The following is a 22545-nucleotide window of genomic DNA, read 5'->3' on the forward strand; positions in this document are numbered from 1 at the left end:
TCTGCTTGATTTGATCTTCTTTATTTAACTCGATGTTATGCGTGAAAAATGCAGTAATCAAACGATAAATGTTCATGCAGATATGCGACTTACGCATATTTAAAATAAGACATATTAAATTTAGATATTTAATTGGTTGTATTTCATTAAAAATGGCTTATTTTTATACTAAACTCGGATATCTGCATTTAGGTCATATGCCATTTTGAAATATGACCACAAATAAAAGGATTTTATTTATGCGAAGAAGCATCCCGTCCATTCAGGGCCTGATTTGCTTTGAAAGTGCAGCAAAACATCTAAGTTATACCTATGCTGCGCAAGAGTTATGTATTACCCAAAGTGCAGTTTCTCGCCAAATTCAACAATTAGAAGATTTCCTAGGCGTTGAACTTTTTATTCGTACTCGGCATGGTGTTGAACTCACGATTGCTGGTCAGCAGTACTTTAAAAGCATTAAACCCTACTTATTGGGGCTAGAGAAATGTACAGCCGATGTGATTTCTCATAAGGGTTTAGGAGGCACACTAAAATTAGGTGTGGTTCCTACCTTTGCAACGCGCTGGCTGTTACCCAAGCTCCATCTTTTAAATCAAAAACACCCTGAAATTACAGTTCACTTAGAAACCAGTACCAAGCCTTTTTTATTTAACGACAATATTTTTGATGCTGCTATTTTTGCAGGTACGCAGCAGCAAATTGACCACTGGCCCGGCATACAAGCACATTATTTAATGGATGAAGAAATTGTACCTGTGTGCTCACCAACGCTCATCGAAAAGTATTTTCCAGATGCAGTGATGATTAATGAAAATACCTATGATCTAAGCTGCGAGGATTTACTAAAAATTCCCCTATTACAACAAACCACTCGGCCTAGCATTTGGCAAGAATGGTTTCTAACCCATCAGATGCAACACCCGAAACCTTTTGATGGACAACGCCATGAGTTATTTTCAATGCTTGCGGTTGCCGCCAGTCATGACATGGGAATGGCTCTAATTCCACAAATGTTGATTGAATCTGAACTACAAAAAAAAGAATTGGTGATTGTTTCCAATAAGAAACTAAAAGGCAGCCGAAAGTACTACCTCATCCATTCGAGCCAAGACATAACCCCAACCATTCAAAAATTTGTTGAGTGGATTTATCAAGAGTTAGAGCAACTAAAGATCAATACGCATTAGCTCAGCAGCTTTGATTTGTGCCACATATTGCGATCTATAAAAATAAAAAAAGATTGTGATTAGTGAGATCACAACCTTTTATTTATGCATAAATAACTTTGACTTAATGACTCATCAATTGAATATCTGAACCGCTACGTTTAGGGTCAATCAAGATTTTGGCATGCTGTTCAGGATCACGTAATGCTTCAAATGCACTCGTAACACCTTCTAAGCCAACAACACCCGTAATGAGCGGTGAACAATTCACTTTCCCTTCTGCAATCATATGTAGCGCATCTCTAAACTCAAGTGGTGTATAGCCCAACACAAACTGAATTTCTAACTCTTTATTAATTGCAAGTGCGGGTTCGATTTTGTCACTTTGCATACAGACGCCCACCCCAACAATTCGGGAAAACAAAGGTGCACCTTCAATAATTTGCTGTAAAACACCCGGTACGCCGACACACTCAAAAATAACAGGACGTTTTGGCAGAGCACCTAATTTATCAATCATGCGCCATCCATGCCACCACGGTAAGCGAGTCGCTTGCAACTTATCAAACAGCCCCATACCCATGTTAATTGCATCAGAAACATTGCCAAGCAAACCAAACTCTTTCCAGTTGGCAAATGGCGATGTCTCTTTAGGGTCTACCACAATATCGGCACCGCATTGCTCGGCAAGCTTACGGCGGTTTGGTGAAAAGTCGCTGGCAACCACGGTTTTAACCCCAGCTGCTTTAAGCATTAATATGACACCTAACCCGACAGGACCACACCCAATCACAATTGCAGGTTCACCAGTTTTCACACGGCTACGGCGAACAGCATGCAATGCAACCGCCATAGGTTCAGTCATGGCAGCACTATCGGCATCTAGACCGTTGGGTACTTCAAACATCAAGCTTGATTGAGCCAATACTTGCTCGGCATAGCCACCCGAAGCATTTGGAGAAAGCCCCGTAGACAAATAACCATGCTGATCAACGTTTAAAAGCGGCATTGCACAAACGAGTGTATCCGCTTTAAATTTATGACGTGTTTTTGGACCATAATCTAAAACCTTGCCACAGAACTCATGTCCCAATACAAACGGATCTGTAGACTTGGCTAAACCATTAAACCCGACACGTGCCGCTAAATCATGCATGTGGTCGCAGTGATGCTGCATATGCAAATCAGAGCCACAAATTCCACATCGCACCACTTCCAATAAAACTTGCCCTTTTGCAGGCAGTAAGTTCGGTTGGTCCACGACTTGCAATGTTGCTTGATGACAAAGTACCGACTTCATTTGAGCGCTTCCTATTTCTTCTTTTTCATTTACTTGCCAGAAATAGATTTCTACAGATAAATTAATCGCCTTATCAGTTTGGTCTTTAGCAAGCCTTTATTCAACTTTACAAGTAAAAGGCAAAATACCAATGACCATTCTTCAGCCAATCCACTCTTGAAGAGTCAAAAAAACAGGCTCAGCGAAATTAAAAACAATAAAAATCTTGGTGCTTGTATCTTACACAGACTGCGTTATCTTCTTAGGCCAGAACAATGTCATCAAAATTAAAACTTATACAAATATAGTAAGTTCAAAAAACTCAACTCAACGCTTTTCACAAAAACATAGCAAATCCAAACTTTTATCAGCAGTCTTAAACAGGCATGATAAATTAAGATGAACAGATAAGAAGAAATCCATGATTACAAAAACACTTCCACTTACAGATATACACCGCCATCTTGATGGCAACATCCGCATTCAAACCATTTTAGAATTGGGGCAACAATACAATTTAGATTTGCCTGCCTATGACATTGAATCTTTACGACCACACGTACAAGTTATGGATAACCAACCTGACTTATTAAGTTTTTTATCTAAGCTCGATTGGGGTGTAAAAGTATTAGCAAGCCTAGATGCCTGCAAACGTATTGCATTTGAAAACATGCAAGATGCAGCACAACAAGGGCTAGACTATGTAGAGCTGCGTTTTTCACCAGGTTACATGGGAATGACACATCAACTTCCACTCGAAGGCGTAGTTGAAGCTGTGATTGCTGGAGTAAAAGAAGGCAGCCAAGCGTACGGAGTAAAAGCGAATTTAATTGGCATTATGAGTCGTACTTTTGGCCAAGAAGCCTGTGAAAAAGAGTTAAATGCTCTACTCGCCCATAAAAATGATATTAAAGCACTAGATCTTGCTGGAGATGAGCTTGGTTTTCCGGGCAATTTATTTATTGAGCACTTTAAAAAAGCACGTGATGCAGGTTGGAACATTACGGTACATGCAGGCGAAGCTGCTGGTCCAGAAAGTATTTGGCAAGCTATTGAAGAATTAGGTGCTGAACGAATTGGACATGGTGTTAAAGCAGTTCAAGATTTAAAACTTTTAGATTATTTAGCGAAACATGAGATTGGTATTGAATCTTGCCTTACCTCAAATATTCAAACCAACACAGTGCCTTCTTTAGCAGAGCACCCATTAAAGACTTTTTTAGAACATGGTGTGCTTGCCACCATTAATACAGATGATCCAGCGGTAGAAGGCATTGAGATACAGCATGAATATTTAACTGCTGCCCCACTAGCAGGTTTAAGCCCTGAGCAAATTTATACAGCTCAAGAAAATGGACTTAAAATCGCATTTTTATCAGAACAAGAAAAAGATGAGTTAAGGCAGAAATATCAATAACAGAGAACAGAGAACAGAGAACAGAGAACAGAGAACAGAGAACAGAGAACGAGCTTATATAAATAAGTTCAAATATTGGAGTGTGTATGAATTAAAATTTAAATATATAAAAACAAAAAAATTCCTTCTATCTGTAAGACTAGAAGAAATTCTTTTCAATATTTGAGATATTTTCAAAGCTTGAACGCTTTTAAATATGGTCGGAGCAGTAGGATTCGAACCTACGACCCCCTGGTCCCAAACCAGGTGCACTACCAGGCTGTGCTATGCTCCGAAATTGGGGTGAATGACGGGATTCGAACCCGCGACAACTGGAATCACAATCCAGGGCTCTACCAACTGAGCTACATCCACCATCAAATAAGTTCTATGTACCAAGCTACCAAATGGCGCGCCTGACAGGATTCGAACCTGTGACCATCCGCTTAGAAGGCGGATGCTCTATCCAACTGAGCTACAGGCGCTTAACCGATGATGCTTATCATGCGATACTTCGCCGATCTTAAAATATTATTTTAAGTGGTCGGAGCAGTAGGATTCGAACCTACGACCCCCTGGTCCCAAACCAGGTGCACTACCAGGCTGTGCTATGCTCCGATCTATCTCAGCTTTTGCTGTATCGCACATCGTGCGGTACGGTGTGCATTCTAGGCGCGACGCCCTCAGACGTCAACACCTATTCTCAAAAAAAGTTAAAAATCCTTATCAAATGTATATTTAACAAGCATTTTGAGGTTTTTTAACGTTTTAACGATGCACTAAAGGCTAACATTCGATCTAAAGGCATTTTGGCACGTTCAGCAAGTGCTGGATCGACGTGTATTTCCTGATCACCTTTTTGTAAAACTTCTAAAATTCCGTCGAGTTCATTCATTGCCATCCACGGACAGTGAGCACATGAACGACAAGTTGCCCCCTCACCCGCTGTTGGCGCTTCAACTAAAATCTTATTGGGAACCGCTTGCTGCATTTTGTAGAAAATGCCACGGTCTGTTGCCACAATCAGTCTTTCATTTGGCAAAGTCTGCGCAGCTTTAATCAGTTGAGAAGTACTACCTACCGCATCAGCAATTTCTACAACCGATTCTGGCGATTCTGGATGTACCAATACAGCAGCGTCTGGGTACAGTGCTTTCATGTTGGCAATGCCACGTGCACGGAATTCTTCATGCACAATACATGCGCCATCCCAAAGCAACATATCTGCACCAGTTTTCTTTTGAATATAGCGTCCTAAGTGCTGATCTGGCGCCCAAATAATTTTTTCACCTAAGCTGTCTAGATGCTCAACAATTTCGACCGCACAGCTTGAAGTCACGACCCAATCTGCACGTGCTTTAACAGCCGCCGATGTATTGGCATAAACAACTACAGTGTGGTCAGGGTGCTGATCACAAAATGCCGTGAACTCATCAACTGGGCAACCCAAGTCGAGTGAGCAGGTTGCTTCAAGTGTCGGCATTAAAATTGTTTTTTCAGGAGACAGAATTTTTGCTGTTTCTCCCATAAACTTTACACCAGCCACAACGAGTGTTGAAGCAGCATGATCTCGTCCGAAACGGGCCATTTCTAAAGAGTCAGAAACGCATCCACCTGTTTTTTCGGCAAGCTCCTGTACTTCAGGGTCGCAATAGTAATGAGCAACAAGGACAGCATCACGTTTTTTGAGCTCTGCTTCGATCTGCGCAAACTTTTGTTGTTTTGCTTCTTCACTTAAGCGATTGTCTTTTGGCTCACCTAAACGGTCTAAATGCGCTTGTACAATGTTTTTTGCATCGTTGGCAATTAAAGTCGCATCACTCATAAAACGTCTTCTCTATCCTTCATGCTGGCATACCTGCTCGCATATAACGTTACTGCTTAAATGATTTACGGATTGAATCATTTAATATCATAAGATGGGGCTAATAAAAAAGCCTCTTTGTCGAGGCTTGATTATAACTGATATTTAAGAACGGTAATCAGCATTAATTTTGACATAGTCGTAAGATAAGTCACAGGTATATACCGTGTCTTTGGCCTGACCACGTCCTAAATCAACACGAATGGTAATTTCGGTTTGAGCCATAACACGCGCGCCCGCTTCTTCGGTATAGTCCTCAGCTGCGCCGCCATCTTTACAGATTTGCACGTCGTCTAACCACACTTGAATTTTAGACACATCTAAGTCTTTAACACCTGCATAGCCAATCGCAGCTAAAATACGTCCCCAGTTCGGGTCCGATGCAAAAAGTGCAGTTTTGACAAGTGGTGAATGCGCAATGCTATAAGCAATGTCACAACATTCTTGAGTATTCGCGCCGCCTTCTACAGCAACAGTAATAAATTTCGTCGCACCTTCACCATCACGGACAATTAACTGGGCTAAACGATTCATTACACGAGCAAGAACTTCTAACACTTTAGCGTAGCGTACATCACTGTCCGATGTAATTTCAGCGCCACCCGCCTGACCTGTTGCTACGAAAATACAAGAGTCATTAGTCGAAGTATCGCCATCAATCGTAATACGGTTAAATGAATGCTCAACCGTGGTTTTTAGTAGCTTTTGTACTAAATCACGGCGAATAGGTGCATCTGTTGCCACGAAACTTAACATGGTTGCCATGTTTGGACGAATCATGCCAGCGCCTTTACTAATACCTGTCATGGTATAAGTAATGCCATCAAGTTCAAATTGTTCAGATGCGCCTTTAGGCACAGTATCTGTTGTCATAATGCCAGTTGCAGCATCATTCCAAGCCGCATCTTGTACGCTATTTAATGCAGGCTGAAGTCCAGCAAGTAAACGCTCCATTGGAAGCTGCTCGCCAATCACCCCCGTAGAAAACGGAAGTACTTCAGAGCTATTTACTCCAGCAAGCTCCGCTAACTTCGCACAAGTATCCTGAGCGTTTTTCAAACCCGTAGGTCCGGTTCCCGCATTGGCATTACCCGTATTAATCACTAAATAACGAGGATTACCTTCGGCAAGATGGGCTTTAGAGACATGAACAGGCGCTGCACAAAATGCATTTTGCGTAAATACACCAGCAACATTTGAGCCTTCTGCAAACTCAAAAATGACTAAATCTCGTCGGTTTTGGTAACGTACATATGCTTCTGTTGAGCCAATTTTTACACCTTTTACCACATGCATTTGTGGCATTGTTACGTCACCGACAGCCATTTTTAGAACATCCAAAGTTTGTTGAATAAGATCAATATTTCAAAAAAAGTGATGCAATAAAGCACCGACCTTATGAAATATCATTGTGAACAGCTTAGTAGAAAAGTCTAAAAAAATCGAGCGCAAAAACGGCTCATTGTTGCTCTAGTTTTAATAAAATATCTTTCTTATCAAGCCCACCAGCAAAACCAACTAAAGCTCCACCCGCACCAATGACTCGGTGACAAGGTGCAACAATTGAAATCGGGTTTTTGCCATTTGCAGCGCCAACTGCTCTCACCGCTTTTTCATTGCCAATTTGAACAGCAATATCTTTATAGCTTCTTGTTTCACCATAAGGGATGGTCAGTAAAGCAGACCAGACCTGCTTTTGAAATGCAGTTCCTTCGAAATCTAGTGGCAATGTAAATTCACGGCGTTTGCCTTCAAAGTATTCTTGTAATTGTTGTTCCGTCTTTAGTAAAACTGGATGGTCAAGTTGTTCGACCAGCTCAGCCAGTCGAACACGTTTTGGATTTTCATTGTCCCAGAGTACTGCCACTAAAGCATTTTCATTCGCAACTAGCTTTAATTGCCCAACAGGCGAATTGATATACTTATAAGACAGCAACATAGTTTTATTCTCTTAAGACGGCGATGAAATTTTCATTAAAACCAAACCTGACACAATTAATACAGCGGCAATCATTCGTATAGCTCCAATGGGTTCATGAAGAAAAAATATACCTACAAGAAATGACCCAATTGCGCCAATGCCTGTCCAAACCGTATAAGCAGTGCCAAGAGGTAAAGTTTTCATTGATATTGAAAGCAGAACTACACTCAAAATCATAAAAACTACGGTAATAACACTAGGGGTTAAACGTGTAAAACCTTCGGACATTTTCATAGAATATGCCCAAATGATTTCAAATACACCTGCTAAAATTAAAATAGCCCAAGCCATAACATTCACTAATTTTTATAGCGTCAGGTCGTCCCGACATGATGTCCCATTATGGGGGAGGTCGTTCCTCCTTTATGTGAGGACTCAGTTTACTTTAAAATAAAAAATGAAGGCAAACCCCTATCTAAAGCTAGCCTGTTTTAGAAAATATTATTCGTTTTTTAACTGTAAAATTTTTCGTGCACCATTTAAAACAAACAAAACAATAATTAATCCAATCATTAAATCAGGATAACGCGAACCTGTAATGGCAACCAATATCCCTGCAATAATGACACCTAAGTTAACGATGACATCATTTGCAGAAAAGATATAACTCGCCTTCATATGTGCCCCGCTCTCCTTATGGTCTCTCATTAAATAAAGGCAACTAATATTGGCCGCAAGAGCTAATCCGCCAATTAAAATCATGAGAATTGAAACAGGTTCACTGCCATAAATAAAACGGCGCAACACATCGATTAACACAATCATGGCTAAGCCCAACTGCAACCATCCAGAAAGATGCGCAGCCTTTAATTGCGCATTTAGATTTTTACCCACCACAAATAAAGCAATGCCATAAATTGCCGCATCAGCAAACATATCGAGCGAATCGGCAATTAATCCTGTAGAGGAAGCGATGATGCCGGCCATAAACTCAATGACAAACATGACGCCATTAATCAGTAACAACCATTGTAAAACTTGTTTTTGTGCTGCATTAGTTGAAGAACTAGCTCGAACCTTTTTAGGTTTTTCAACGGGTTCATAATGTGGCTGCGTTTGTTGTAACTCTGCTCCTAGTCCTAGACGCTGTAAACTTTGAGTAATCATTTCAGCTTGAAGACTGTGATAAATCGCTAAATGGCGTGCAGGCAAATCAAAATGAAGCTCTTGAATATCTTTAGTGTAAGAGGCTAAAGCCATCCGCACCATTTGCTCTTCGGCTGCACAGTCCATGCGAGGAATATGGTAATAACTTACCCACTGGCTCTTTTTAACCACAGGTTCACTAGGCGTGAAACACTCCTGAGACGACATGCTTGAGCATTCGCAGTTAGAGCTATTTTTACTTAAATGTATTTGATTCTCTTGTTTTTCTAAAGCCATCTTTGCACCATAACTGACACAAAAAACAATGCCATTAGTATAAACCAATGGCATATGTTTAAGCTTACTTTTTGTTCGGCAATTAGAATTTTAGTGTTAACCCAGCTCCATAATACCAACCATGTTCGGAGTCGGTTCCAGTTTGCCAAGCAGTTTGTTTTAAACCTTTTTCATAACCATAACCGACATCAACAAATGGCATGACCTTTTTGTTGATTTCATAACGGGTTTGAAAGCCAACTTGTAAACTAGATAGCCCTGTTTTATTGGCATAGCGAGATTCATCTTGCAAAACAACATCTGCTTTTAAATAAGGTTTACCAATTAACTTTTGGGTAAAGAGCAAGTCCCTTTCCGTTTCTAAACTTAACTTCCATAGCTGGTCTTCACCTGCATAAAGATATGCATCGGTTTCAAAAAAGTATGGTGCCATGCCATGTAAACCCACAACACCAGCCCAACGATCTTGCTTTTCATCTTCTCGTTGCAAACGTTCGTAGTTTACACCGGCCTGTACATCCCAATAGTCAGCTACATTTCGACTATAAAGTACTGAACCGCCATAATTGGCATCTTCTGACTCTGCTTTTTCAACGTGGGCTTTAATGAACAATTTATTTTCATCCGTTCCCACCCAAGTTTCTAATTCCGAAGAAAAACTACCTTCTCCCTCTTCGTCTTGAGTCCAGCCAGTATCAATTTTTGTTGCTTGATAAACCTGTCCGCCATGTTCACGTAAATGATCATGAGTTAAAGGCTCTTGAGCAAAAGTAAATACTGATATGCTCGAGAAAGCACCGCAATATAACATTTGAGAAAATAACTTAGTGATGCGCATGACTAGCTCCTTTCTCATTTTCAGATTGAACAGGTGATTGAGCTTGAGCAGGTTGTTGTCCATCATTCACTTGAGCCACAATTAACTTATTCATCATTCCCGCACTCATGTGGTAGAGCAAATGGCAATGAATCGCCCATTCGCCTAATGCATCGGCTGTCAATAACGCAGTAACGGTTTTTCCAGGTGGGACAATAAGAGTATGTTTATTTGGTAAGTTTTCAGCTTGTTGGCCATTTTCTAATTGCATAAACATGCCATGTAAATGCATTGGGTGGGCCATCATGCTGTCATTCACAAACTTCAAGCGAATACGTTCGCCATACTTAACTTGTAATGGCTCAGCTTCGCTAAATTTTTTGCCATTAATGGTCCAGATATAACGCTCCATGTTGCCACCTAAACGAATAACTAATTCACGTTCTGGTGCACGCTTGTCTGGCTGAGGTGTTAAAGATTGCAAATCACTATATTGCAGTGCTTTCATACCCGCTGGTGTCGAAGCATTTGCCCAGCCATAAACGGGTTCATCCTTTTTAGGCTTATTTTCAGATTGCGCAGGCATCTCATGATTCATATTCATCATAGCGTGGTCATGCTCGCTAGCTGACATTGCCTGCATATCATGCTTCATTTCAGGCATCGCTGACATGTCATGCTTCATTTGCATCATGGAATGATCATGTTCGCTAGATGACTTATTTTTCATGTCATGATCCATATTCATCATTGTAGAATCATGATTAGCATGGCTCGCTTCTTTTTTCATTTCAGGCATAGCCGACATGTCATGTTGCATGTTCATTTGATGGCCAGCATGTTCATCACTTGCCCCATTGCCATGACTCATGCCCATATCTTCCATGGTTAACAAAGCACGTGGACGCGGCTGCGGCATTTGAATTGGCCCTACAGCTTGCGTATTTTCATTGTGCAAAGTCCCAATGGCAAAACCACTGCGGTCAATAGACTCTGCTTCAATCTGATAATTTGATTGCGTAGGTTCTACAATGACATCGTAGGTTTCGGCTGTACCGATACGAAACTCGTCAATTGCAACTGGTTTAACTGGCTGCCCGTCTGCACTCACAACAGTCATTTTCAAATTTGGAATTCTGACATCAAAAAATGACATCGCTGATGCATTAATAAATCGTAATCTAACCTTATCGCCAGCTTTAAAGTTAGCTGTCCAGTTTTGCTGAGGTGTCTTGCCGTTGACCAAGAACGTATAGCCCGTCACATCAGACATATCGGTTTTTAACATCCGCATCTGATTCCACATCGAACGATCTTGCCAAGTTGCTTTTAAGCCTTGTGTTTTAACTTGCTTCAAAACATCAGATATGGTTTCACGGCGGTTTTGATAATACTCAGCAGATTTCTTCAAATTCTTCATAATACTATCGCTAAAAGAATTATGAAAATCTGAAAGCATCACTACATAATCACGATCAGTTTTCTCATGAGAAGCAACAGGTATCTTGCCTTTTGGATAAATCACAAGTGGGCCATATAAACCATCTTGCTCTTGGCCTTTACTATGCGCGTGATACCAATACGTGCCGTTTTGTTTCACCTTAAAGCGGTAAACAAAATCTCCGTTTGGCGCGATTCCTTTAAAACCATTGAAACCGGGTACACCATCCATTAACCCTGGCAGTAACAACCCATGCCAGTGCAAAGAGGTATCTTGATTCTTTAATTGGTTATGAACATGAATAACTGCTTCATCCCCCTCCTCAAACTCAAGGAGTGGTGCTGTAAACTTGCCATTTACGGTAATTCGTTTGAGCGGCTGACCCGTAACATTGACCTGTTGTTCATTAATATTAAGGTGATATTCCTTAATTGCCGCGAGAGTCCATGGTGAAACCAATAGACCAAATACAGCGACGAGGCTGCTAATTGTTTTATGAGACATTACTGTGATCCTTTTTAATTAAAAAAATAAGTAAATAAGGATCAAGCTTTAGGAGGACGTAAAATCTCTTGCCAGTATCCGGCTAAATGTTGAGCCTGATAAATACTGCTAAATTGATATGAAATAGGAATAAATGGGGAGTCAACGTCAGGTACAGCTTGCTGCAGAGCCAAATTCACCATTTGGCAATGGACTGGGTTACAGTCCTGACAATGCTCACCATGCGAATGAAGAGACTGAGTCATCTTTTGATGACATACGGTCTGATCATTTGCTTGAGTATGCATATTGTTATGCGAAGATTTTTCACTATGACACGGCATAGTATGAAGATCATGTTGCATAGGCGTCTGTGCAATAGACACACCACTCCACCCAATGACGAAAGCCATTAGGAACACAAACCAAGCATACTTGCGTAAGTGTTGTAGAGCCATTGTGATTTATCGCCTAGAGCCGATGAGTGATCTTAATGCCATTAGCATAACGAAGTTTTAAAAGAGATACAATTTCCTATCTTAACTGCTTGTTATAGAGCAATTAAGCAAATGGAGGTTGATGCTGAAGGACTAAATCAATCACCTCTAATGCGCCTTCTTGTTCATTACTTACAGTGGTATAAGGCGCCACCGCTTTTAATGCTTCTACTGCATTTTCAACTGCAAACCCATAACCCACAGCTTTAATCATCTGCATATCATTGTTGTTATCACCAATCGCAACCACTTGATTAGGTTCAACCTGCCATTTTTGTAGTAATAAGTTCAAACCGTGTGCTTTATGCTGGTCGGGAAGAATCAAATCGATAAAATTAAAACCACTTGAAACAGGTACCAAAACTTTATCTGCTACAAAACTTTGCTTCTGAAAATGCTCAAAAATCGCAAAGCTTTCGTTTTCCTGAGCGGTAAAAGTAATTTTGCACACTAAGTCATCTAGTGCATAAAAGTCATCTACAACTGTCAGTTTTTCAAAATATCGGGCAACCTTGGCATAGTCCTCTGCGTTCATGCTGCTATGCACATAAGCACTCTGTTTCCCGCAGATCACCATGGTTGAGGTATATGAAGGATCAATCGCTTTTAGAATCTCAATATATTGTTGCTGACTTAAATGAGCAAAAGCTAATTCTTGCCCTGCATCTACAACATGCGCGCCATTTTCTGCAATAAAAGCAATTTCATGACTAATTTCTGGAAAATAGGTAATAAGCTTTGCAAGTTGATTACCACTGGCTACCACAAAATGAATATTATTTTGTTTTAGTTGTTCGTATTGTTTTAAAAAACGTGCTTTGTTGTACTGCTTTTTGGAATTAAGAAAAGTCCCATCCATATCTACCGCTAAAATTTTTACTGTCATTAATTATCGAGGTCTCTTACTAAAAACTTATTAAACCAAATTTAGCTTTATTTTTCATGACACTTTTACAGTTTTATACGTATCTATGCACAAAAAGTTTTACACAGAGCTACATCGTTTTTTGCACAGGTTATTTTTTAGCAAAGCTTAATAAAAAACCAGCTAATAAATTATTCAACACGCATAAAAAAAGAACGCCAAAACGTTCTTTTTTCATAGTTTTTGTCTATAGAATAAACGGTTGATCTAATTTTGTTTATTTTACCAACATCTTATCCATACGGTTATCAACACAGTTATCCATACAGTTATAAACAAAGTTATCCACAAGTTTATTTTAGATTAACTCTATCTTTTTAAGCATCAACACTGCCTACTTTCGCAAGCTCTGCACGCATTTGGTCAATCACAACTTTATAATCGGGTTGACCAAAAATTGCGGAACCCGCAACAAACATATCTGCACCAGCTTCTGCAATTTCACGAATATTTGCAGGGCCAACACCACCATCAACTTCTAAACGGATATCACGGCCACTTGCATCAATAATTTTACGAGCTTCACGTAATTTTTCTAAAGTCATTGGAATGAACTTTTGTCCACCAAAACCAGGGTTTACACTCATTAATAAAATTTGGTCAACTTTATCAAGCACGTAATCTAAATAGTGCAACGGCGTTGCTGGGTTGAAAACTAAACCTGCTTTAGCACCGCCTGACTTAATTAACTGTAATGAACGATCGATGTGGTGCGATGCTTCTGGATGGAAAGTAATAATATCTGCGCCTGCTTCCAAAAAGTCTCCAATAATTCGATCAACTGGAGATACCATTAGATGCACATCAACAGGAGCTGTAATCCCATAGTTTTTTAAAGCCTTACATACACCTGCACCAAAAGTTAAATTTGGAACATAGTGATTATCCATAACGTCAAAATGCACTACATCTGCACCTGCGGCTAACACTTTGTCTACATCTTCGCCTAAACGAGCAAAATCGGCAGATAAAATAGAAGGAGCAATCAAATAAGGCTTGGACATAGGTGGATGACCTGGCTAGAAGTTTAAGGAGAGGCTAAAAATTATAACAAAAAAGAACCTACTTAGCCCGCCCTTCCTTGCTTAAATGACAACATTTCAAACTTGAAACGTAACGTTGCAACAATAGAATGCTAATGGCGAAACGAATTTGTTAAGGTACATTAAACCAATGTGAGGATTGATAATGAAAAGCACAACTCATCTATTAACAAACGATGGAAAACGCATTGCAAAACGTCTAGTTAATCATTGGAAGCACAAATTTGAAGTACAAGAAACTGAACAGGATTTTAAAATCTTAATGCCTACAGCAACAATTACGCTTGCACCAGCAACAGAGCAGTTAAACGTTGCTATTGATAGTCAGTTAGATGACCACAACCACTTAGAAAAAGTTGTTCTTGATCATCTAAACCGTATGGCTCAACAAGAATTTCAAGTTGAATGGCAACACTAAACTAATTAGCCAAATACTTTTTCTAACTGGATTGCATGAAACTGTAAGTGCTCATCCATAAAGGTTTGAATGAAATAATAACCATGGTCATAGCCAGCATGTTGTCTTAAAGTTAAAGGCTGTCCTGCTTTTAAACATGCTTGCTTAAATTTTTCAGGGTGAAGTTGTTCATAAAATTGGTCATCCAATCCCTGATCCACCAAAATTTCGCTAAATATTGCACCATTCTTTGAGACTAAAGCTGTAGCATCATGAGCTAACCAGCTATTGCGATCTGCACCTAAATAATGGCTAAACGCTTTGTTTCCCCATGCACACTCTGTTGGTGCACAGATCGGAGCAAAAGCAGATACCGACTTAAATTTCTCAGGATATTTAAAAGCCAAAGTCAATGCGCCGTGGCCACCCATTGAGTGCCCAAAGATACCAACTTGTTGATCGTTTACAGGAAAGCTTTTTAAAATGAGTGGATATAGCTCATCAATTAAATAACTTTCCATTTGATAATGCTCAGACCAAGGTGCTTCTGTGGCATTAATATAAAAGCCTGCGCCTTGACCTATATCCCAATGATCCCCTGCCGCAACTTGTTCGCCACGAGGAGAAGTATCTGGGGTAATCAGTATAAGACTAAGTTGAGCTGCCATATGCTGTGCATGTGCTTTAATGGCAAAGGTTTCTTCAGTACACGTTAACCCAGCTAAGTAAAATAGAGTTGAGCAAGCTTTACCTTCTAGAGCTGCTGGTGGTAAATAAACACCAAACTTCGCTGGTCCTTTTAAATAAGAAGATTCAAATTGGTATATACGCTGCTCGCCCTCAAAGCAGCGGTTTTTTTGCAGGAGTTGCATCGTTTTTAGCCTCTGTTTTTGTTTGAGCAATATCTACACTACCCGTATTTTGCTGAGGAAATAGATACTTTTCCAATTGAGGTAGCATAAGTTCCATATTTTTACCGATCATCCACTGAGGTTCCGAAGGTTCAACACCTTGAGCCACTTCCCATTTGGTTACCGTTTGCTTAGCTGTGTTAAACGAATCTTTCATCGACGATTGCTCTCGCATAGCCAAATCAAAGAAAGCTCGACCAAAATAGGTATAGTCAGCTTCGTTATTACACCCAAAAGAAGTTTTATCAGCAGCCGATGCAGTAATAATTAAGGTATCAGGAGACTGTAAAGCAGGAATAAAGCTTCCTGAATAACAGGCTGAGATCACAATTACACGCCAGCGAATACCGGATTTGTCCAGTGTTTCTCGCAACCATTTCGGGTCCACTTGCCCTAAATCTAATGGCGCATTTTCAATTTCGAAGTGATTTTGTTCACCGTGTGAAGTCATATATAAAAATAGTACATCACTATCGCGGTTCATTTGCTGGCCCATGCGGCGTAGGGCTAACTCGATACTGGTTTTAGAGGCAATCGGAATTTCTGTGCGGGTATCTGGATTATTAACCAGCATCATCGAACGTCCAATCGTTCCGAAACGTGTATCAAACTGTTCTTTAATACGGACCACTTCCGATTTAAAAACATCTTGATAACTATCACCAGCAACACCTAAAAAATACCAATGGCTTTTGGCGAGCTCACCATATTGAACTTGCTCTAAAGAATCATTTAATAGTTTACTTTGTGCATAAAAAGCATCTTCAGCAAACGTTGGAGCCGTATCTTCTACCTTCCAAATCGGTTGATCTTTTACAGAAAGTTGCCAAACCACCATCGTTGCAATGGTCGCAACCATAACCAGTGCACGTTCCCACCATGGCCACTTAAGCTCACGTGAGAAAACCCAAATTACGGCTAAACTTTGCCACACGAATAAAGCTACAAATAAACTCGGTAAAATTCCGTTATAAATAGCATCGGGAATAAAGTTGAGATAACCGTTAGACCCCAAATACTGGATTAAACATTGAATTAATAAGATATTTGTATCTAGAACCAGCCAAAGTAAAGCAGGAACTAGCATTAAGCGAGGTTGGTTGGTTCGCTGTGATAAGAAAATACCAACAATTAAAGCAATGAATGGCCAAAGCGCATAACCAATTAAACCTTGTGAATTAAAATCACCGATTTGACCAGCTACAAGCCAGCTGTAAAGAGAGTTAGTACACCCCCCTAAAATTCCCCAGACAATAAGCTGAAGAATAGATGGATGCACAATCTGTAAAGAACGTCTTGACCCCAAAAACAGCCACATTCCGGCAATTTGGTTGCTTTTAAAATCATGCCAAAAGTTAATGGAGGGTTTAAGATCAATCATAAAAGGTTTTCAAAAATTTCGTTTTTGACAGGCATCTTAAGTGTATGCCTGCTAAGAATTTTAGCAATCATGCTTTTGAACTATATCACATATATTTGTGCATTATTCAAGCAATAAAACCTAACCTTACATAAGCCTACTGAAAATACGCATCAAAACGACAAGCATCCCCTTGCCATTGATGAGCTGGCTCTTGATTTGCCAAGAAAATAGCATGGCGTGGCCGCTTAACGACTACACGTTTAGCAACTCTCTGTGCCAAAACTAGCAAATTATCCCCCAAATCCATCTCACCATCTTCAGGTAAAAGAAGATGTAAAAGCTGCATTTGTTTTTTGACTTGAGCTTGTTTTTTAATTGCTTGTTGATTTTGGTCGCGCTGTGGGAACATCGGGTCAAGATAGACTACATCAACCGTTTTTGCTTCTTGATGTAATTGCTGTAAATAGCTCCCAGAGTCAGCAAAGATCAGTTGAATACAATCCATAAATTGACTTAAAAATGGATCATGTTCCGCCTGAGCTTTTGAATCTTCAAGTAAAGTAAATAAAATCGGATGGCGCTCAACGAGCTGGATTTGAGCCCCTAAATAAGCCATAAGTAAGCTGTCATGGCCTAAACCCGCTGTAGCATCAACCAATACTGGCTTTTCACCTAACTGACAAGCACGGGCAATCATTTCCGATTTAAGACTTGCACGTTTTAAACGTGGAATTTCAGCTTTCCAGTCAGGCTGCATTTTCATGCCATTAGCAGATAACCAAAGTCCGTTTTCATCTACACAAAGGGCAATTTCAGGATTGAAGCGTAAAAACCGTGCATTCAGCTTTTCAATTGGCTGTAAATCGACAGTCACACCTCTAGAACAAAGCACAGCTTGGTAGTGCTGTGCTTGTTCTTGAAAATCTTCTTCAAAATATATATGCATGAGTACTGCCTTTACTTTGCTTTACCCTGATCCGCTATCTTTTTCCACGCATCATCACGTAAATAAACTGGCAAAGCATGCTCGGCATCCACCCATTGCTTTTGTGTAGCATAGACACGTGCAATAGAAGCAATATCCTGTGCAGTTGCAGTGATTGTTTGATGCTCTGCATCAGCTTGAAGTAGCTTGGCGCCCGAACCAATTAAGCAATGTTTTGCATAAGCTGCTGCTGGCTCATAGCCCATTAATTTTTCTTCATCAATACACTGCATAATTCCTTGTTCATCTAAAACATAACTTGCAATGTAAACTTCATTCATACGCGCATCGAGCACGGCAGTCACTTGTTCCAAACCTTCAAGTCGGTATGCCGCTTGTGCTAAAGCTTGCAATGTAGAAACGGGAATTACTGGTAAATCTTGTGACCAAGCTAAAGCCTGGGCAACAGCAGCATTAATTCGAACACCACTAAAAGAACCTGGCCCACGGCTAAAGGCAATCGCATCTAAACCAGCAACTTCAAGACCTGTTTGTTGTAGCCCTTGCTCAATCATCGGCAAAATAGTCTGTGTTTGTGCTTTCGCCCGCGTATCGAGTTGAAAAAACAGTTCTTGGGTTTCATCGACTAATGAAATAGAACACTGCTCATTTGCAGTTTCCAACGCCAGCAATTTCATGCACAACCTTAGTATTAAATCAGATTAAAAACGAGGGTTATGATACCCCACTCGGCTCTGATAGGCGAGTTGTTCTCTTTCTAAATAAAAATGCCAAGCTTGTGCTTGGCATAGAAAATAACTTATTAAAAGATTTTAAAAGTGAAACTCTTTTAAATCTGCATAGCTCTTAAAGTGTTCAGCATAATGTAATGCGCTCAAGCGTATTTTCGCTGCCCCATCTTCATCTAAAGTTTTGACAATTTTGCCTGGTGAACCCATCACCACTGAATTATCTGGAATTACTTTTCCTTCAGGTATTAAAGCATTAGCACCGATAATACAATTTTTACCAATCACCGCCCGATTTAAAATTACGGCGTTCATACCAATCAAACTATTATCACCAATCGTACAACCATGCAGCATGACTTTATGACCGACTGTGACATATTCACCAATATTTAACTCAAGTCCAGCATCAGTATGTAAGACAGAATTTTCTTGAATATTAGAAAAATCACCAATCCGAACGACACAGTTATCAGCACGAACTACTGCACCAAACCAAATACTGACCTGACGACCTAATTCCACTTGCCCAATAAGTGTTGCAGTTGGAGCAACCCAACCATCCCATGGTTCATGTAATGCTTTTGGGTGCTGTCCTTGATAGCTATACATCATAATTTATCAATCCTGATCTTTATTTTTTATGAGAAAACTTTGGCATTCCAAAGGTTGGTGAGTTAAGTAAAAATGGCCAATCTTTTTGATAACCTAGTCCATATTTAAACAGAGCAACTAACATACGAGCAGTTAAGCCCCAAATAATTTCATTATCAATCTGTAAGCTTGGAAAATATAAAGACTGATGAGCATATCGAACTTCATAAGGTGTTGGCCGCGTCTCGATAAGCTGCTGTAATGGGACAAAGAAAATTCGATCAATTTCGGTAGGCTGAGGTATTAAAGTCACCTCTGGAGGAATAAGTCCAACGATCGGTTTTACAGACAAACCGCTTCTTGCACGCTGCATCGGCAAATCACCTAACAACTGTACATCAAACGGATTTAAAGCTGTCTCTTCTTGAGCTTCTCTCAACGCTACAACAATATTACTCGTATCACTGGGGTCACGCTTTCCACCCGGAAAAGAAACTTCCCCCGCATGGTTGTTCATATGTATTGAACGGCGTGTAAGCAGTACCTTTGGATCATTCTCATTCGTAATGGCAATAAGTACTGCAGCTTGTGCTTCTTGTATGCGGGTGGAAAAGCGTAATCTTTGCTGTAACTTTTGTGTTAGCAAGTGCTCTTCCATACCATTCACCTATTATTCTGTCTCTCTTTGCATCATATCTGAAAATCAATGTTAGGGAATAGAGTTGATGCGTAAGTCTAAAAATTCAGTTATGCTGAGGCATCTCTATACTCGATGATAATTATGAGTTTCTGTGTAGCGTGTGGGCATAAAACCGAACAAAAAATTCCTTTAGGTGATCATAAAGTACGCCGTGTTTGTACTCATTGTGGAAATATTCACTATGAAAACCCCAAAGTAATCTGCGGTGCCTTAGCGTTATGGGAAGATAAAGTATTACTCTGTCGTCGTGCGATTGAACCTCGTTATGGTTTGTGGACATTACCTGCTGGTTATATGGAGTTGTTCGAAACCATGGAACAAGGTGCAGCACGTGAAACCCGTGAAGAAGCAGAAGCCGAGATAGAAATAGAACAACTTTATTGCATGTACAATATTCCGCGTATTGGTCAAATTTATGTACTGTTCAAAGCACAGCTGAAAGATGGCATTTTTGGTGCAGGTGAAGAAAGCATCGAGAGTCGCCTGTTTGAAGAACATGAAATTCCATGGGGAGAACTAGCCTTTCCTAGTGTGGAACACACTCTAAGACATTATTTTGAAGACCGTAAAAAACAAGTGTTCCCAACACATCTTGAAACTTTGGGTACTCGTTTAGACCATACGGGTTAATCATTTAGATAATAAAAAAGACCGCTAAGCGGTCTTTTTTATTTGTTTAATATGTTAAGACTTAGTTTTAATTGCTTTACAAGCTGGAATAGATTGATCCGCTAATTTGATTGTTACTGTTCCTGTAATACGTTGTGCTAATGCCTTTTCTTCGTCAGTTGGAGTTACATTCTCAAGTGCATTATAACTCGCTTGTGTAGCTGCATGAGCGTTATACCAACTCGCTACTCCTTTTGCACCATTATTAAGATTAATACTATTACTATCTACTTTATTTGCTAGCAAATTAAATAGATTCAGTTTTGCAGTTCCTGCTGATGGTCCGATAAATGTCAATCCAATAATTGCACCATCAATATTCCCAAATTTTTGATTTGCTAAAATCATACGTATATAGACTGAGCGATCAGAGTTTATCGGATTATTTAAAGTCGCAGCAGTCGTACCAATACGGTATTGTTGAACCCCCAAACTATCAATCAAGTTATTAGCAGTGACTGTAGCACATTGACCTGACATATCAGTGTTTGTGGAATTTGGCTTAATATCAGTTCGGATATCGCCATGCTCATCAATAACAATACCTAAATTTACAGGTTGGGCACCTGTTTGCTCAAAATTAAAAGTTAAAGTTGCATAGAGTGGAAAAATATAATTTTCTCCAGTTTTAACATTACCTGCAGTTTTAAAAACACTACTTTCCAAGAAGCTAATCTTATTCCCTTTATAAATATCTACACCCCCGTTATAGTTTTCTCCACCCAGATTTTGCCTCCAGCGACCATAATGTTGCGGATTTCCAGTATTAAGATTCGTCAAGCTTTTATATACAAACTCATTTCCGGCAATAGCATAGTCATTAAATAATTTGCCTTGATAAATTTGTAAATCTTCATTTGGGTTATCCGATAAACTAAAACGAAGAGGTGTAGTTGATTGGATTTCTCTGCTGATTGGATGAAGCCAAGCATTTTGTGCATTAGCATTCATTTTAACTGGTTTAACATTCCGTAAAAGATTTAAAGGATCCGTTAAATCTTTTTTAACTCCATTCCATTGTAATCCATATCCTAATGTATAACCTTGACGGTCTGCCAATAAATACATTGAATTTACACTTTGCCGTAAGTTAGTAGAAGTACTCGCTTCGCAATTATCGTAAGAGTTAAGGTTACATCCCCTGAATAAAAAGGCTTTAAGGATATCTGTCGCCTCATAAGTTCCCGCATTACTTAAATTAGTTGTTTGCACTACTAATTTATATGCCTCATCGTCTGAGATTTGGCTGACATCTAACCATGGTTTTAAAAGGCTCGCATAAGCCCCACTTTGAAAATCTGCTGCTGTTACGCTTTGAGAGAGCTTAGTAAGTAGATCTTTTTTCTCATCTGTGATTTCTGTTGGCTGTATATCTCCAATCAGATTATCACCTTTTTCAAAACCGATACTTTGAAAAATTTTCACTAAAGCAATTGCGACTTTAATTGTTTCATCATTTTTATCTAAAGTTGCTGGGGTTTTACCTGTGATCCCACTTGCCAAATCTAATAGCCTTAAATACACGGGTAGTGATGTTTTTTGAGTTCCATTATTCACAAAAGCTGTATATTTTCCTATTGTATCAAGCTTTACACTGCCTAAGAAAATCTGCTTATCACTTTTACCTTGTAAATAAAAACGCGCAGTATCACCAACTTTACATGAACCAGTAACAGTATTTTCTGAAAGTGTTGTCGTAAAGTGCTGTCCCAAGGCAGTACTACAATCAAAATTAACTCCTGCAACTGGATAATCCAATGCAAACTCAAAACAATTTGAATCTCTAGTCGAGTTACCACTTACACTTGGTTTGCAACTACCAGAAGTTAGGTTTCCATTATTACCACCTGAATTCGGATCTTCATTAATATTGGAACCACCACCACCACAACCATTTAACATCAGTGCTAGAGTAGTTAGTGCAAAAGGCCAGAAAACTTTTTTATTCATTAGCTATCCTAC

The 22545-nt window shown here is 39.7% G+C and carries 22 protein-coding genes and 4 tRNA genes; 4 read left to right on the top strand and 22 right to left on the bottom strand.

Annotated features, from left to right (window positions below; genetic code table 11):
• Positions 1-239: 239 nt before the first annotated feature.
• Complete coding sequence (locus AW165_RS14180; RefSeq protein WP_060466185.1) at positions 240-1187, top strand: LysR substrate-binding domain-containing protein; 948 nt, start codon at positions 240-242, stop codon at positions 1185-1187.
• 103 nt (positions 1188-1290) lie between these two features.
• Here AW165_RS14180 and AW165_RS14185 read toward each other — a convergent pair whose 3' ends face one another.
• Positions 1291-2466, bottom strand: a complete 1176-nt coding sequence (locus AW165_RS14185) for a zinc-binding dehydrogenase (protein WP_060466186.1) — start codon at positions 2464-2466, stop codon at positions 1291-1293.
• Positions 2467-2866: 400 nt separating this feature from the next.
• Between AW165_RS14185 and add the strand changes: the two genes are divergently transcribed.
• Positions 2867-3862: an adenosine deaminase gene (gene add / locus AW165_RS14190; protein ID WP_060466187.1), complete on the top strand. Its 996-nt coding sequence runs from the start codon at positions 2867-2869 to the stop codon at positions 3860-3862.
• Between the two features lie 197 nt (positions 3863-4059).
• On the opposite strand, the gene AW165_RS14195 is transcribed toward add, so the two are convergent.
• The 14 genes from AW165_RS14195 to rpe form a co-directional block, all read right to left on the bottom strand.
• A tRNA-Pro gene (locus tag AW165_RS14195) sits at positions 4060-4136 on the bottom strand.
• A 4-nt stretch (positions 4137-4140) separates the two neighbouring features.
• Positions 4141-4216, bottom strand: a tRNA-His gene (locus AW165_RS14200).
• Between the two features lie 33 nt (positions 4217-4249).
• A tRNA-Arg gene (locus AW165_RS14205) sits at positions 4250-4326 on the bottom strand.
• A 56-nt stretch (positions 4327-4382) separates the two neighbouring features.
• Positions 4383-4459 (bottom strand) — tRNA-Pro (locus tag AW165_RS14210).
• 142 nt (positions 4460-4601) lie between these two features.
• Positions 4602-5666 carry a quinolinate synthase NadA gene (nadA, locus tag AW165_RS14215; RefSeq protein WP_002115913.1) on the bottom strand — a complete coding sequence of 355 codons (1065 nt, stop codon included), beginning with the start codon at positions 5664-5666 and terminating at the stop codon, positions 4602-4604.
• A 144-nt stretch (positions 5667-5810) separates the two neighbouring features.
• Positions 5811-7031, bottom strand: a complete 1221-nt coding sequence (gene argJ / locus AW165_RS14220; protein ID WP_060466188.1) for a bifunctional glutamate N-acetyltransferase/amino-acid acetyltransferase ArgJ — start codon at positions 7029-7031, stop codon at positions 5811-5813.
• A 133-nt stretch (positions 7032-7164) separates the two neighbouring features.
• The gene (locus tag AW165_RS14225; RefSeq protein ID WP_060466189.1) at positions 7165-7644 is read right to left on the bottom strand and encodes a methylated-DNA--[protein]-cysteine S-methyltransferase; all 480 of its coding nucleotides are present in this window, start codon (positions 7642-7644) and stop codon (positions 7165-7167) included.
• A 12-nt stretch (positions 7645-7656) separates the two neighbouring features.
• The gene (locus AW165_RS14230) at positions 7657-7977 is read right to left on the bottom strand and encodes a DMT family transporter (RefSeq protein ID WP_044102872.1); all 321 of its coding nucleotides are present in this window, start codon (positions 7975-7977) and stop codon (positions 7657-7659) included.
• Positions 7978-8127: 150 nt separating this feature from the next.
• Positions 8128-9123: a cation transporter gene (locus AW165_RS14235; protein ID WP_060466190.1), complete on the bottom strand. Its 996-nt coding sequence runs from the start codon at positions 9121-9123 to the stop codon at positions 8128-8130.
• 28 nt (positions 9124-9151) lie between these two features.
• Complete coding sequence (locus AW165_RS14240; RefSeq protein ID WP_060466191.1) at positions 9152-9907, bottom strand: copper resistance protein B; 756 nt, start codon at positions 9905-9907, stop codon at positions 9152-9154.
• On the bottom strand, positions 9894-11831 hold the full coding sequence (locus tag AW165_RS14245; protein ID WP_060466192.1) for a copper resistance system multicopper oxidase: 1938 nt from the start codon (positions 11829-11831) through the stop codon (positions 9894-9896). The genes AW165_RS14240 and AW165_RS14245 overlap by 14 nt, the downstream gene beginning before the upstream one ends.
• 41 nt (positions 11832-11872) lie before the next feature.
• On the bottom strand, positions 11873-12268 hold the full coding sequence (locus AW165_RS14250) for a hypothetical protein (RefSeq protein ID WP_060466193.1): 396 nt from the start codon (positions 12266-12268) through the stop codon (positions 11873-11875).
• Between the two features lie 103 nt (positions 12269-12371).
• Entirely contained in the window at positions 12372-13193 is an 822-nt protein-coding gene (locus AW165_RS14255; RefSeq protein WP_005803356.1) for a Cof-type HAD-IIB family hydrolase, read from the bottom strand.
• A gap of 356 nt (positions 13194-13549) precedes the next feature.
• Complete coding sequence (rpe, locus tag AW165_RS14260; RefSeq protein WP_000043044.1) at positions 13550-14236, bottom strand: ribulose-phosphate 3-epimerase; 687 nt, start codon at positions 14234-14236, stop codon at positions 13550-13552.
• A 184-nt stretch (positions 14237-14420) separates the two neighbouring features.
• On the opposite strand from rpe, the gene AW165_RS14265 reads away from it, so the two are divergent.
• A complete protein-coding gene (locus AW165_RS14265; RefSeq protein WP_017481242.1) occupies positions 14421-14693 on the top strand; it encodes a DUF2218 domain-containing protein in 273 nt (90 codons plus the stop codon).
• 5 nt (positions 14694-14698) lie between these two features.
• On the opposite strand, the gene fghA is transcribed toward AW165_RS14265, so the two are convergent.
• The 6 genes from fghA to AW165_RS14295 all read right to left on the bottom strand — a co-directional run bounded on the left by fghA (position 14699) and on the right by AW165_RS14295 (position 19881).
• Positions 14699-15544 (bottom strand): S-formylglutathione hydrolase, encoded by an 846-nt coding sequence (gene fghA, locus AW165_RS14270; protein WP_032004343.1) that lies wholly within the window; start codon positions 15542-15544, stop codon positions 14699-14701.
• Positions 15513-16964 (bottom strand): C13 family peptidase, encoded by a 1452-nt coding sequence (locus AW165_RS14275; protein WP_032004344.1) that lies wholly within the window; start codon positions 16962-16964, stop codon positions 15513-15515. The genes fghA and AW165_RS14275 overlap by 32 nt, the downstream gene beginning before the upstream one ends.
• Before the next feature lie 136 nt (positions 16965-17100).
• Positions 17101-17892: a class I SAM-dependent methyltransferase gene (locus tag AW165_RS14280; protein ID WP_060466194.1), complete on the bottom strand. Its 792-nt coding sequence runs from the start codon at positions 17890-17892 to the stop codon at positions 17101-17103.
• A gap of 11 nt (positions 17893-17903) precedes the next feature.
• Complete coding sequence (gene tsaB, locus AW165_RS14285) at positions 17904-18569, bottom strand: tRNA (adenosine(37)-N6)-threonylcarbamoyltransferase complex dimerization subunit type 1 TsaB (RefSeq protein ID WP_060466195.1); 666 nt, start codon at positions 18567-18569, stop codon at positions 17904-17906.
• Between the two features lie 135 nt (positions 18570-18704).
• Positions 18705-19232, bottom strand: a complete 528-nt coding sequence (locus AW165_RS14290) for a gamma carbonic anhydrase family protein (protein ID WP_078210186.1) — start codon at positions 19230-19232, stop codon at positions 18705-18707.
• Between the two features lie 22 nt (positions 19233-19254).
• Entirely contained in the window at positions 19255-19881 is a 627-nt protein-coding gene (locus AW165_RS14295) for a CoA pyrophosphatase (RefSeq protein ID WP_014208431.1), read from the bottom strand.
• 114 nt (positions 19882-19995) lie between these two features.
• Between AW165_RS14295 and AW165_RS14300 the strand changes: the two genes are divergently transcribed.
• Positions 19996-20544, top strand: a complete 549-nt coding sequence (locus AW165_RS14300; protein ID WP_002115876.1) for an NUDIX hydrolase — start codon at positions 19996-19998, stop codon at positions 20542-20544.
• Between the two features lie 54 nt (positions 20545-20598).
• Here AW165_RS14300 and AW165_RS14305 read toward each other — a convergent pair whose 3' ends face one another.
• Positions 20599-22533 carry a hypothetical protein gene (locus AW165_RS14305; RefSeq protein WP_060466196.1) on the bottom strand — a complete coding sequence of 645 codons (1935 nt, stop codon included), beginning with the start codon at positions 22531-22533 and terminating at the stop codon, positions 20599-20601.
• Positions 22534-22545: the final 12 nt, after the last annotated feature.

The sequence above is a fragment of the Acinetobacter sp. LMB-5 genome (assembly GCF_001541635.1).
Classification (GTDB): domain Bacteria; phylum Pseudomonadota; class Gammaproteobacteria; order Pseudomonadales; family Moraxellaceae; genus Acinetobacter; species Acinetobacter pittii.